Annotated in this window: 9 protein-coding genes and 1 pseudogene; 6 read left to right on the forward strand and 4 right to left on the reverse strand. The window is 68.7% G+C overall.

All coding sequences use genetic code 11. From position 1 onward, the window contains the following. Positions 1–820: 820 nt before the first annotated feature. Genes AC3ET4_RS22085 through AC3ET4_RS22100 form a run of 4 tightly spaced genes read left to right on the forward strand, consistent with a single transcriptional unit; the run spans position 821 to position 6,597 of the window. Positions 821–1,801, forward strand: a complete 981-nt coding sequence (locus AC3ET4_RS22085) for an ABC transporter permease (protein WP_431952037.1) — start codon at positions 821–823, stop codon at positions 1,799–1,801. Position 1,802: 1 nt separating this feature from the next. Continuing rightward, positions 1,803–2,753 (forward strand): ABC transporter permease, encoded by a 951-nt coding sequence (locus tag AC3ET4_RS22090; RefSeq protein ID WP_431952039.1) that lies wholly within the window; start codon positions 1,803–1,805, stop codon positions 2,751–2,753. Next, complete coding sequence (locus tag AC3ET4_RS22095) at positions 2,750–4,879, forward strand: ABC transporter ATP-binding protein (protein ID WP_431952041.1); 2,130 nt, start codon at positions 2,750–2,752, stop codon at positions 4,877–4,879. Before AC3ET4_RS22090 ends, AC3ET4_RS22095 begins: the two co-directional genes overlap by 4 nt. 38 nt (positions 4,880–4,917) lie before the next feature. After that, a complete protein-coding gene (locus tag AC3ET4_RS22100; RefSeq protein WP_431952043.1) occupies positions 4,918–6,597 on the forward strand; it encodes an ABC transporter family substrate-binding protein in 1,680 nt (559 codons plus the stop codon). Between the two features lie 228 nt (positions 6,598–6,825). Here the strand turns inward: AC3ET4_RS22100 and AC3ET4_RS22105 are convergent, their stop codons facing one another. The 3 genes and pseudogenes from AC3ET4_RS22105 to AC3ET4_RS22115 all read right to left on the reverse strand — a co-directional run bounded on the left by AC3ET4_RS22105 (position 6,826) and on the right by AC3ET4_RS22115 (position 8,219). Further along, a complete protein-coding gene (locus AC3ET4_RS22105; protein WP_431952045.1) occupies positions 6,826–7,392 on the reverse strand; it encodes a Uma2 family endonuclease in 567 nt (188 codons plus the stop codon). A gap of 151 nt (positions 7,393–7,543) precedes the next feature. Further along, positions 7,544–7,947: pseudogene (locus tag AC3ET4_RS22110) on the reverse strand (type II toxin-antitoxin system VapC family toxin). After that, positions 7,944–8,219 carry a ribbon-helix-helix domain-containing protein gene (locus tag AC3ET4_RS22115; RefSeq protein WP_431952047.1) on the reverse strand — a complete coding sequence of 92 codons (276 nt, stop codon included), beginning with the start codon at positions 8,217–8,219 and terminating at the stop codon, positions 7,944–7,946. The pseudogene AC3ET4_RS22110 and the gene AC3ET4_RS22115 overlap by 4 nt, the downstream one beginning before the upstream one ends. 256 nt (positions 8,220–8,475) lie before the next feature. Between AC3ET4_RS22115 and AC3ET4_RS22120 the strand changes: the two genes are divergently transcribed. Beyond that, a complete protein-coding gene (locus AC3ET4_RS22120; RefSeq protein ID WP_431952049.1) occupies positions 8,476–10,506 on the forward strand; it encodes a thioredoxin domain-containing protein in 2,031 nt (676 codons plus the stop codon). Positions 10,507–10,643: 137 nt separating this feature from the next. On the opposite strand, the gene trhA is transcribed toward AC3ET4_RS22120, so the two are convergent. Then, a complete protein-coding gene (gene trhA / locus AC3ET4_RS22125; RefSeq protein WP_431952051.1) occupies positions 10,644–11,345 on the reverse strand; it encodes a PAQR family membrane homeostasis protein TrhA in 702 nt (233 codons plus the stop codon). Positions 11,346–11,598: 253 nt separating this feature from the next. On the opposite strand from trhA, the gene AC3ET4_RS22130 reads away from it, so the two are divergent. Further along, the gene (locus tag AC3ET4_RS22130; protein ID WP_431952053.1) at positions 11,599–13,410 is read left to right on the forward strand and encodes a phosphoenolpyruvate carboxykinase (GTP); all 1,812 of its coding nucleotides are present in this window, start codon (positions 11,599–11,601) and stop codon (positions 13,408–13,410) included. Positions 13,411–13,462 lie beyond the last annotated feature (52 nt).

The raw sequence follows: 13,462 nt of genomic DNA on the forward strand, positions 1-13,462 counted from the left end.
ACCGAGCGCCGGTCCGGGACGCCCGGTGCATCGAAGACGGAGCGTTTCGACCGGCGTGGGATGGGCGGCGGTGGGCCGGACACCCGGCGAGCTCGACCGCCGGCCGTCACGGCTCGTCGCCGTCTCCGAAGGGGAGGCCTCGTCGCAGGGCGGACGCAGGATCTTCGCGACCCCGGGAGTACGCGCCAGGGAGGAAGTGAAGGACACGGCGCGACGCGTGACGGTCGGACAGGACTCGCACACGGCGGAAGGCCGAAGGCGGTCGGGCAGGCCGTCGCTCGGTCCCTACCGTGACCTGGCGGCGGCTGGGCCGAAGCCCGGTCCCCAAAGGTGTCGAAAAGGGAGCACGAAGAGGCGAACCAGCGCGAAGGTTCGCATCGTGCCTTTTGGGGTTTTCAGGGCTCCACCGGTCGTCACACCTGCCGCCACAGTGATGCGTTTCGTCGAGATTGACCGATGTGAGGCTTTGCTTAATCGGATTGCGACCTGCTCAGCCTTGACGTCCCATACGTGCAGTTGGAATCGTTGTCGCGACACAGCTGATCATGTGGCTGCCTTAAACCGTTTACTCACACGCAAGGTTGTTGCTTTATGTCCCGCGCACTGCTCACCGCGCGCCTCGCCCGCCCGTGCGGCTCTGTCGCCACACCTCAGGCTCATGCAACGGAACAGCTTTGCGCCAGTCATTTTCTGACCCCCCAGGTTCCGCACGTCCTGCCCGAGCGCTCGCGACACGGTGCCCGGTGAAAACGACCACATATCCAGTCACTCATCGGACTTGCGGGCCGATAAGCCTCACATCACGAAAGGCCGGCTAACGGTGCTGCGTTATATCGCCCGCAAAATAGTCGGCTGGTTTTTGATGATCGCCATCGCGACCAACCTCACGTACTTCCTCGCTAACGCATTCCTCAAACCTGCGTCGAACTACACCGCGTTGCGACCGCCTCGAACTCCAGCCCAGATCAACCATGCGTTGTCGCTCTACAATCTCAATCCGGACAAGCCGATCATGGATCGGTGGTGGCACTGGATCACCCAGATCGTGACTCACTTCGACTGGGGCCAGTCGCCGACCGGGGGCAGCGTCAACGAGCAGGTCGCCTATCGGATCTTCGTCAGCGGCCAGTTGGTCCTGGGTGCGACGATCCTGTCCATCGTCATCGGCGTCGGGCTGGGCGTCTACACCGCGTCGCGCCAGTACAAGGCCTCCGACCGGGTGCTGCAGGGAGTCTCCGTGCTCTCCTTCAACACGCCCTCCGCGGTGGCCTCCCTCGGGGTCGTGCTCGCGACCATCGCGCTGAACCAGTCCCTGGGCACCTCGCTGCCCGTCGCCGGAGCGCAGAGCCCCGAGGTCAGCGGGTTCTGGGCGATCCTCGGGTCCCGGGCGATGCACGCGATCCTGCCCACGATCTCGCTCACGTTCATCTCCTACGCCGGGTACCACCTGCTGCAGCGATCGCTGCTGCTGGACCACATCAACTCCGACTACATCCGCACGGCGCGGGCCAAGGGGTTGACGCGGAAGCAAGCCATCTACCGGCACGGGCTGCGGACCTCGATCATTCCCGTCGCCACCCAGGTCGCGTTCGCGATGCCGGCGCTGTTCACCGGCGCGGTGATCACGGAAACGGTCTTCGCCTGGCACGGGATGGGTGAGTACTTCAGCAAGACCATCAGCACGAACGACGTGCACGGCGTTGTCGCTGTCGCAGCCTTCGGTGCCCTCATGACGGCCATCGGCGCGATTCTCGCCGACCTCGTCGTCGTGGCTCTTGACCCCAGGATCAGGGTGAGCTGACGTGGCTATCAACATGCCCGGTGTCGGACCCGACGCCGAACTGGTGCCCTCCGGCGAACCCGAGACGCCGCAAGCGGGGAAGACCGGCGGCAAGCGCCTCTCCCCGGCCAAGCTCTACATGCGGCGCTTCACGCGCAACAAGCCGGCGCTCGGCGGTCTGGTCCTCTTCGTCCTCCTTGTGTTCTTCTCCGTGATCGGCCCGTATCTGACCCATTGGGACCACGTGGAGGCGGACTTCACCGCACTCTCCGTCCCTCCCGGGGTCGGCGGCCACCTGCTGGGCACCAACGGCGCGGGCAACGACGTCTACGCCCAGCTCGTGCACGGCCTCGGCAGGTCGCTGATCATCGCCGTGACGGTGTCCCTGCTGACCACCGCGATAGCCGGGCTCTTCGGCACCACCGCCGCCTACTTCGGCGGCAAGGTCGAGCGGGCGATGCTCGGCTTCGTGCACTTCCTGCTCATCCTGCCCTCGTTCCTCATCATCGCCCTGGTCGGTACGCACTACCGCGGTGAGTGGCAGGTCCTGGTCGTGGTCCTCACGCTCTTCGGCTGGATGCTCACCGCTCGGGTGATCTGGTCCCTGGCCACCTCCCTGCGGGAGCGCGAGTACGTGCTGGCGGCCCGCTTCATGGGCGTCAGCCCGATGCGCACCATCGTCCGCCACCTGGTACCGAACATCGGGTCCCTGCTCATCGTGACGTTCACTCTCGGTGTCGCCTCGACCGTGCAGTCCGAGACGGCGCTCTCCTTCATCGGTTTCGGCGTGAAGCAGCCCGACGTGTCGCTGGGTTCCATGCTCGCCGACGGGCAGAACACACTGTCCACCGCTCCCTGGCTGTTCTACCTGCCCGCAAGCATGGTGGTGCTGCTCACCGTGGCGATGGCGCTGATCGGCGACGGCCTGCGCGACGCCCTCGACCCCACCTCGCAGTCTGGAGGCCGCGCATGATCGAGCAGCGCGCTGTCACGACCACGCCCGACACCCAGCAGCCTCTGCTGTCGGTGCGGGACCTCAAGGTGGCCTTCCCGTCGGAGGCAGGCCGAGTGGAGGCCGTCCGCGGCGTCTCCTTCGACCTGCACCGCGGCAAGACCCTGGGCATCGTGGGCGAATCGGGGTCGGGCAAGTCCGTCACGTCCATGGCCGTCATGGGGCTTCTGCCCGAATACGCTGCGGTCACGGGCGAGATCACGCTCGGCGGGCAGAACCTCCTCGATCTCGACGACCGGCAGATGTCGAAGGTGCGCGGTCAGCAGATCGGCATGATCTTCCAGGACCCGCTCTCGTCGCTCACTCCGATCTTCAGCATCGGATCCCAGATCGTCGAGGCCCTCCAGATCCACCAGGACATCTCGTCCGCGGCCGCCTGGAAACGGGCCGTCGAACTGCTGGACCTGGTCGGCATCCCCAACCCCGACCGCCGCGCCAAGGCGTTCCCGCACGAGTTCTCGGGCGGGATGCGGCAGCGGGCCGTCATCGCCATAGCGATCGCGAACGACCCTGACCTGATCATCGCCGACGAGCCGACGACCGCTCTCGACGTCACCGTGCAGGCGCAGATCCTCGATGTCCTCAAGACCGCCCAGCGCGAGACCGGGGCCGCGGTCATCATGATCACCCACGACCTCGGGGTGGTGGCCGGCTCGGCCGACGACGTCATGGTGATGTACGCCGGCCGGCCGGTCGAACGCGCCGGGGTGGACGAACTCTTCGCGCGACCGCGCATGCCGTACACCATCGGTTTGATGGGTGCGATTCCCCGCCTGGACGACCGCGAGAGGGGCGCCCTGACCCCGGTCCCGGGGACTCCGCCGCTCCTGGTGGACCTTCCCGACGCCTGTCCCTTCGCGGCGCGTTGTCCGGTCGTGCAGGACGCCTGCCGTGAGGCCGAACCCCCCCTGCTGGCGATCGCCCAGGGCGACGGCGGCGAGGGGCAGCACATGGCTGCCTGCCGGCGCGCCGCGGAGATCACCGACGGCGCCATCGGCGGCGAGCCGATCTACCCCGTCCCGGCCCTCAAGGAGAACCGGGCCGCGGCCGTCCCCCGTGAGGACCGGCCGAAGGTCCTGGAACTCTCGAACGTCACCAAGACCTTCCCGCTCACCAAGGGCGCCATGCTCAAGCGCAGGGTGGGCTCCGTCTTCGCCGTCAACGGCATCGACCTGGACATCCGCCAGGGCGAGACGCTCGGACTCGTCGGCGAGTCGGGGTGCGGCAAGACCACCACGCTGCTGGAGATCATGGGTCTGAAGCCGCCCGAGCAGGGCAGCATCTCCGTCTGCGGCCAGAACACGGCGGACCTGAAGCGAAAGCAGGACGTCAGCTCCGTACGTCGCGACATCCAGATGGTGTTCCAGGACCCCATGGGGGCACTGGACCCCCGCATGACGGTCTTCGACATTCTCGCGGAACCCCTCCGCGCGGTCGGTGACCGCGACAGCAAGGCGCTCTCCACCCAGGTGGCGGAGCTCATGGAACTCGTGGGGCTCGACCCCGAGCACCGCGACCGCTTTCCCGCGGCCTTCTCCGGCGGGCAGCGGCAGCGCATCGGCATCGCCCGGGCGCTCGCCACGAAGCCGAAGCTGCTCGTTCTCGACGAGCCGGTCTCGGCCCTCGACGTCTCGGTGCAGGCCGGAGTCATCAACCTGCTCAACGACCTCAAGGCCGAGCTGGGACTGTCCTACCTGTTCGTCGCCCACGACCTGTCGGTGGTGAGCCACATCTCCGACCGCGTCGCGGTGATGTACCTGGGGCGGATCGTCGAGATCGGCGCCACCGACGCCGTCTTCGACAACCCGCAGCACCCCTACACCAAGGCACTCCTCTCCGCGATCCCCCTGCCCGATCCGGTCGCGGAACGGACCCGGGAACGAGTCCTCCTCAAGGGCGACCTTCCGAGTCCGACCGACGATCAGCCTGGTTGCCGGTTCGTCACCAGGTGCCCGCTCCACCAGATGCTGTCGGAGCCGCAGAAGGAGCAGTGCCGCGGCGTCACTCCGCAGCTCACCGACAGGGGCGACCAGGACCACCGCGACGCATGCCATTTCGCGGACACGACCATCCCTGCCTCCAACTAAGCTGAAAGGCTGTCATGAGAAGAATAGTTCTAGGCGGATTGGCGCTTGCCGCCACCGCTTCCCTCGTCCTCTCCGGGTGCACGAGCGGGAGCACCGAAAGCGAGCCGAAGGAGAAGACCAAGGGCGCCACCTCCGCGGGCGAGGTGCTGACCTCGTACAACCCGCAGCCCGCGAGCAACCTGCAGCAGGGCGGCAAGATGACGCTGCCCATCGTGTCGATTCCCGACCAGCTCAACCCCCTGCACGGCGACGGGTCGCTGTACACGTCGAAGATCGCCTGGTTCTACCAGCCGCAGCTGTCCTTCAACGACCCGAAGGGCAACGTCACCTTCAACAAGGACTACCTCGCCGACGTCAAGCAGGCGACGGTGGACGGCAAGACCCAGGTCACCTACGACATCAACCCGCAGGCCAAGTGGAACGACGGCCAGGACATCGACTGGACGGCGTTCCGGGACACCTGGAACGCGCTCAACGGGAAGAACAAGGACTACGTCGTCGGCTCCACCGACGGCTACTCCAGCATCGCCTCGGTCGCGAAGGGCAAGGACGCCAAGGAGGCGATCGTCACCTACGACGGCCCCTTCGTGTACTGGAAGTCCCTCTTCTCCACGCTGGTCAACCCGCACATCGCCAAGGCCGACGCCTTCAACAAGGCCTACGTGGGCAAGCCCCACCCGGAGTGGGGCGCCGGCCCTTACACCATCTCCAAGTTCGACGCCAAGGGCGGCACGGTCACCTACAAGCCCAACCCCAAGTGGTGGGGTGAAAAGGCGCATCTGGACGAGTTCACGTTCGTGCAGATGGAGGTCAGCGCCAGCCTCAACGCCTTCAAGAACGGCCAGATCGACGCGGTGGCGGCTGGTAACGCCGAGGAGCTCAACCAGGTGAAGTCGGTGGCGGGCACCGAGCTTCGCCGCGGCACGACCACCTCCAACAGCCTCCTGGTCTTCAACGCCACCGCGCCGCAGCTGAAGGACGTGGTGGTGCGCAAGGCCGTGATGGAGGCCATCGACCGTTCGCAGCTCGCGAAGATCACGTTCCAGGGACTCGGCTACACCGAGCCCCTGCCCGGGTCCTTCCTCCTCTTCCCCTTCCAGAAGGGGTACCAGGACAACTTCGGCAAGGCCGTGAAGTTCGACGCCGAGGGAGCGAAGAAGCAGCTGGACGACGCGGGCTGGAAGGTCGGCGCGGACGGTGTGCGTGCCAAGGGCGGCGACAAGCTGGAGCTGACCCTCCCCACCATCGGTGACAGTGCCACCGTCAAGGCCCGTGCCACTGCCATGGCCCAGATGCTGAAGAACATCGGCGTCAAGCTGAACATCGAGGCGCACCCCTCCGCCGACTTCGACAAGGTGTTCACCACCCGCGCCTTCGACATCTTCGGGATGGGCTTCATCTCGAGCGACCCGAACGGCATGCTCTACATCTGCCAGATGTACTGCTCCGACTCCACCCTCAACGTCTCCCGCTCGGCGCCGAAGAGCCTGGACGAGGAGGTCAAGGCCGTCACCAAGCTGCCGACCCTGGACGAGCAGATCGCTGCCGGCAACAAGGTCGAGCAGAAGATGATGGAGACCTACGGCATCATGCCGCTCCTCAACGGCCCCAGCATCCTGGCCGTCAAGAAGGGTCTCGCCAACTACGGAGCGGCCCAGTTCTACGGCAACTACGGCTCCATGGGCCCGCCCGAGCTGATCGGCTGGGAGAAGAAGTAAGACGAAGTAGGTAGTCGCCATGCCGGGCTCCGCCGCAGCGCCGCTGCGGCGGAGCCCGGCGCGTTGCGGCCGCCGCCTTGGCGGCGGACGGCAACCGTCTGTTGGGGCAACGACCGGGCTCACGGGGCGGGGCGTGTCGGAGTCTGACCTGTGGAATGCGACGTCGAGGGCTACTGGTTTCGGCCACGGACGTCGGAGGTGCCGAGGGCGCGGGCGATTCCTCGTTGCTCACAGGGCCCCAAGGTCGACCGTGACGGTGAATGGGGCGGTGGCCTTCACCGCGCCGGTGAACATTTCGCCGTCCCTGTATGCCTTGGTGGCGGGGTCGAGAACGTACGTGTAGATGATCGGGACCCCTGTGGCGGCCTGTTCAACCCGCCAGTAGAAGGGGATGCCCGCCTTGGCGTACTGGTCCACCTTCACGATCCGGTCCGTGGTCTCCGAGCCGGGCGACACCACCTCGACGACCAGAAGTACGTGCTCCGGACGGGTAGGCGTGAGGTCGATGGTTTCCGCCCGGTAGACGATGACGTCCGGACGGCGGTTGCTGAGCGGAACGTCCTGCAGGCGGACGTCGAAGTCCGTGTCTGCGTTCCAGTCCGGGCCCGCGGCGGCGTCCAGGGCGTTGGCCAGGATGCGGGCCAGCCGGTTGTGGCGCTTGGAGGCGCTCGGGCTCACGACGACCATCCCGTCCACGATCTCGATGCCTTCGCACTGCTCCTCGGACCAGGAGTCGTACTGTTCCGCACTGATCTGCGTATGCATCCACGCGGGTGCCACCATTCCGGCGGTCACGGTGTACCTCCTTCGAGGAGCCTCGGCAGGTCCGGAACTGCTGCGCCCAGCCTAATGTTCCGACGGGGCCGGCACCCGTCCTGCTGTCGGTCGGCTACTCCTCGTGTCATTGGTGCCAGTGAACTCGTGAACGCATGAGTCCTGTCCTGCTTCACACGTCCACGATGCCGACGCGGCTCCCGCAGAGCTTCGACCAGTCGTCGCGGTCGCAGGTGAGAACGAGGACGGGGCCGGGTGCAGGGCCATCGCGGCGACAAGAGCATCGATCGCGTATCTGTGCCCGTGGAGGCCACCTGCGTCCAGCAGCAGGCGCACTGCCGTCATGGAGTCGGCCTGACTGACCGGCTCCACCTGGAGGCGGGAGAGGACCCAGTTCAGCCGAGTGACGTCTGTCTTGCCGTGGACGGCCTCGACCACGGTCAGGGCGGAGAGGAGCACCCGAACCCCGGCCCGGCGGGCAGCCTCGGTACGAGCCACCATCTGCCGGTCATTGCGCAGTAGCAGGGACAGCGCCTGAGAGCCGAGGACCAGCGATCGAGCAGGCGGCTCCTTCATGCGGCGTCCCGTCCGGCTCCGCCGGACTGCGGTTCGTCACCGAACAGTTCACGGTGTGCGGCCTCGATCTCCTGCTCGGTCAGGGCGCCGTGCTCAGCCTCGTGTGCGGCGACGATCTCGGCCAGCCCGTCCATCGCGAGCTGGTGCCGGACCGCCTCGGCGATATAGGCGGACACACCGCGTCGGCCGGCGCGCTCACGCAGGGCGCCGACCAGTTCCGAAGGCATGGACACGGAGATGTTCTCGGTCGTCCCGGCGCGGTTCGTCTTCATTCAGCCAGAGTACGACGATGACTATTACAGCTGCGGCCGAAGTGCGCAGTCGGGCTTCGGCGCGCCGCGCCACGACGGCGACGAGGAGACAGGAAGGGCCACCACGGGGCCGCCCATCGACTCCACCCGGGTAGGGGAGCTCCCGGCGAGATCGGCTGCAGCCGACGGTGAACGGGGTACAGCGCCGGTGTCTGCTCAGCCGCCGACAGGTGTGCAGGCTGCTGCACCCGGCGTCGGGATGGGCAAGGATGGGCTTATGCCGAACCGTCTCGCCGATGCGACCTCGCCGTACCTGCTCCAGCACGCCGACAATCCGGTCGACTGGTGGCCCTGGAGCGACGAAGCCTTCGACGAAGCGCGGCGGCGCGGGGTGCCAGTGCTGCTCAGCGTGGGGTATTCCAGTTGTCACTGGTGCCATGTCATGGCCGGGGAGTCCTTCGAGGACGAGGCGACCGCCGCGTACCTCAACGAGCACTTCGTGGCGGTGAAGGTCGACCGCGAGGAACGCCCCGACGTCGACGCCGTCTACATGGAGGCCGTGCAGGCCGCGACGGGGCAGGGCGGCTGGCCCATGACGGTCTTCCTGACCCCGCAGGGGGAGCCCTTCTACTTCGGCACCTACTTCCCGCCTGCCCCGCGGCACGGCATGCCCTCCTTCCGGCAGGTGCTGGAAGGCGTCGAGGCGGCCTGGCGCGAGCGGCGCGACGAGGTCGGGGCCGTCGCGGCGAGCATCGTCAAGGACCTGGCCGGACGTTCGCTGGCGCTCGGCGGGACGGCCGCCCCCGGGAAGGAGCAGCTCGCGGCGGCGCTGCTGGGACTCACCCGGGACTACGACCCCGCGTACGGCGGGTTCGGCGGGGCGCCGAAGTTCCCGCCGTCGATGGTCCTGGAGTTCCTGCTGCGGCACCACGCCCGCACCGGTTCCGAGGGCGCGCTGGAGATGGTGCGGGACACCTGTGAGGCGATGGCCCGCGGCGGCATCTACGACCAGCTCGGCGGCGGCTTCGCGCGCTACTCCGTGGACCGCGAGTGGGTCGTGCCCCACTTCGAGAAGATGCTCTACGACAACGCCCTGCTCTGCCGGGTCTACGCCCACCTGTGGCGCGCCACCGGCTCCGACCTGGCCCGCCGGGTCGCCCTGGAGACCGCGGACTTCATCGTCCGTGAACTGCGCACCCACGAGGGGGGCTTCGCCTCCGCGCTCGACGCCGACAGCGACCGCCCGGGCGGCGGCCACGGCGAGGGCGCCTTCTACGTCTGGACGCCGGCGGAGCTGGAGGAGGTCCTCGGCAAGGAGGACGCGGCGCTGGCCGCCGAGTACTTCGGGGTGACGGCGGACGGCACCTTCGAGGAGGGCGCGTCGGTGCTCCAGCTCCCCTCGGACGGCGGCCTCGCGGACGCCGAGCGGATCGCCTCGGTGCGGGCGCGGCTGTTCTCCGCCCGGGAGGGACGGCCCCGCCCCGGCCGCGACGACAAGGTCGTCGCCGCCTGGAACGGGCTGGCCGTCGCCGCGCTGGCCGAGACCGGGGCGTACTTCGAGCGCCCGGATCTCGTCGCGGCCGCCGTCGAGGCCGCGGATCTGCTGGTGCGGGTCCACATGGACGAGCACGGCCGGCTCGCCCGGACCTCGCGGGACGGCGTCGCGGGCGGCAACTCCGGTGTCCTGGAGGACTACGCCGACGTCGCGGAGGGCTTCCTCGCGCTCGGCGCGGTCACCGGCGAGGGCGTGTGGCTGGACCTCGCGGGGCTCTTGCTCGATTCCGTGCTGCGGCACTTCACGGGCGAGGACGGCGCGCTCTACGACACGGCCGACGACGCCGAGACGCTGATCCGCCGGCCGCAGGACCCGACCGACAACGCCGCCCCCTCGGGCTGGACGGCCGCGGCCGGTGCGCTGCTGTCGTACGCCGCCTACACCGGTTCGTCGCGCCACCGCGAGGCCGCCGAGCGGGCACTGGGGGTGGTGGGCGCCCTCGGCGGCCGGGTGCCGCGGTTCATCGGCTGGGGGCTGGCCGTCGCGGAGGCCGCGCTCGACGGCCCCCGCGAGGTCGCCGTGGTCGGCCCGGCGGGCGACGCCGCCAGGGCGGCGCTGCACCGCACGGCGCTGCTGGGCACCGCCCCGGGCGCGGTCGTCGCCGTGGGGGAGCCGAGCGCCGAGGAGTACGCCCTGCTCGACGGCCGACCGCTGCTCGACGGCCGGCCGGCGGCCTACGTCTGCCGCCATTTCGTGTGCGCGGCGCCGACCGCCGACCCGCAGGTCCTGGCGGAGCAACTGGGCGCCCGCTGACGACCGGCGGCGCCTGGCACAGGGTGCGCGCGACGCCGCCGGGGCGGGGGTGCCCGCTACCGGCGGCGTGCCCGCGGGCCACAGCGACCGTCAAATCCGGTGAGCGCCGCTTCCGCGGGCCGCCGGCACGGCGAGGATCAGGAGTGGTTGTAGGCCACCAGGGAGATCCCGACGTAGTGGGCGATGAACGCGGCCAGCGTGAACGAGTGGAAAACCTCGTGGAAGCCGAAGAAGCGCGGTGAGGGGTTGGGGCGCTTGGTCCCGTAGATCACCGCTCCGATGCTGTACAGCAGGCCGCCGGCGACTATCAGCACGAGCACGGTGGTGCCGCCGTGCCGCAGGAAGTCGGGCAGGAAGAAGACCGCCGCCCAGCCGAGCGCGATGTAGCAGGGCGTGTAGAGCCAGCGCGGCGCGCCGACCCAGAGCACGCGGAAGGCTATGCCCGCCAGCGCGCCGACCCAGACCAGCCAGAGCAGGATCTCCTGCTTGCCGTCCGGCAGCAGCAGGAGCGTGAAGGGCGTGTAGGTCCCCGCGATGATCAGGAAGATGTTCGCGTGGTCCAGCCGGCGCAGCACCGCCGAGGCCCGGGGGCCCCAGTCGCCGCGGTGGTAGAGCGCGCTCACGCCGAAGAGGGCGCAGGCGGTGAGCGTGAACACCGCGCAGGCGATCCGCCCGCGGGTGCTCTCCGCGAAGGCGGTCAGCACGACCCCCGCGACGAGGACGGCCGGGAACATCCCGGCGTGGAGCCACCCCCTCAGCTTGGGCTTCAAGGGGGCGGCGGCGGATGCGAGTTCTTCAAGGGCGGCGGGCACAACGGGAGTCTCGTCCACGGAGCTCATGAAATCAATGCTAGCTACGGTTGCGTAGGTTACCGATCCGTAGTAGGGGGGTGTCGCCGGGCGCCGGGAGTGGTGGCGCTCGCCTCGCGTGCCCTGGACAGATCGCGTTTCCTGTCCCGATACTCATATGAGTGCGGACGGCACCGGATGAGCACCCCACGACAGCATCCGGGTCGCAGCCCCCAAGGGGCCGAGAACAACACCCTCACAATCTGACGCCAGGTGAGTGCACACCGGGCGGAACGGAGCGATCGTGGCGCGCGTCAAAGCGGCTCCCACCAACCACCAGGACCTCATCGCATGGGTCGGCGAGATCGCCGAGCTGACCCAGCCGGACGAGATCGTGTGGTGCGACGGCTCCGAGGAGGAGTACCAGCGCCTCGCGGACGAGCTCGTCTCCAAGGGCACTTTCCGGAAGCTCGATCCGATCAAGCGCCCCCACTCGTACTACGCCGCCTCCGACCCGACCGACGTCGCTCGTGTCGAGGACCGCACCTTCATCTGCTCCGAGCGGGAGCAGGACGCCGGCCCGACCAATCACTGGAAGGACCCCGCCGAGATGCGGGAGATCTTCAGCGGCGAGAGGGGACTCTTCCGCGGCGCCATGCGCGGCCGCACCATGTACGTCGTCCCGTTCTGCATGGGCCCGCTCGGCTCCGAGCTGTCCGCGATCGGTGTGGAGATCACCGACTCCGCGTACGTCGCCACCGCCATGCGGACCATGACGCGCATGGGCCAGGACGTGCTCGACGCGCTCGGCGAGGACGGCTTCTTCGTCAGGGCCGTGCACTCCGTCGGAGCCCCTCTGGAGCCCGGGCAGCACGACGTTCCGTGGCCGTGCAACTCCACCAAGTACATCTCGCACTTCCCCGAAAGCCGTGAGATCTGGTCCTACGGCTCCGGCTACGGCGGCAACGCGCTGCTCGGCAAGAAGTGCTACGCGCTGCGCATAGCCTCGGTCATGGCCCGTGACGGGGGCTGGCTGGCCGAGCACATGCTGGTGCTCAAGCTCACCCCGCCGCGCGGCGAGGCCGTGTACGTCGCCGCCGCCTTCCCCAGCGCCTGCGGCAAGACCAACCTCGCCATGCTGGAGCCGACCGTCCCCGGCTGGACGGTGGAGACCATCGGCGACGACATCGCATGGATGCGCTTCGGCGAGGACGGCCGCCTCTACGCGATCAACCCCGAGGCGGGTTTCTTCGGCGTCGCGCCGGGCACCGGCGAGCACACCAACGCCAACGCCATGAAGACCCTGTGGGGCAACTCGGTCTTCACCAACGTCGCGCTCACCGACGACAACGACGTCTGGTGGGAGGGCATGACGGAAGAGCCCCCGGCCCACCTCACGGACTGGAAGGGCGACTCCTGGACGCCGGAGTCCCAGACCCCCGCCGCCCACCCCAACGCCCGGTTCACCGTGCCCGCCGCGCAGTGCCCGACGATCGCGCCGGAGTGGGAGGACCCCAAGGGCGTGCCGGTCTCGGCCATCCTCTTCGGCGGCCGCCGCGCCTCGGCGGTGCCGCTGGTGACCGAGTCCTTCGACTGGCAGCACGGCGTCTTCCTCGGCGCGAACGTCGCCTCCGAGAAGACCGCCGCCGCCGAGGGCAAGGTCGGCGAGCTGCGCCGCGACCCCTTCGCGATGCTGCCCTTCTGCGGTTACAACATGGGCGACTACTTCGGCCACTGGCTCGAGCTCGGCAGGCGGCACGACCCGGCCAAGCTGCCGAGGATCTACTACGTGAACTGGTTCCGCAAGGACGCGGACGGCCGGTTCGTGTGGCCGGGCTTCGGTGAGAACAGCCGTGTGCTCAAGTGGATCGTCGAGCGGCTGCGCGGCGAGGCCGAGGGCGTCCGGACACCGATCGGCGTGCTGCCGGCCGAAGGCTCCCTCGACACGGCGGGTCTGGACATCTCCCGGAAGGACCTCGACCTGCTGCTCTCGGTCGACGTGGAGACCTGGCGGCACGAGGCCTCCCTCATCCCGTCCCACCTGGAGACCTTCGGCGACCACGCGCCGAAGGAGCTGTGGGACGAGTACCAGGCCCTGGTCGACCGCCTGGGGTAGCCGCGCGGCTGCGGGAGGGCCCCGGTCCCGGGCCTCGGCCGGGACCGGGGCC

It is taken from the genome of Actinacidiphila sp. bgisy167, from assembly GCF_057707665.1.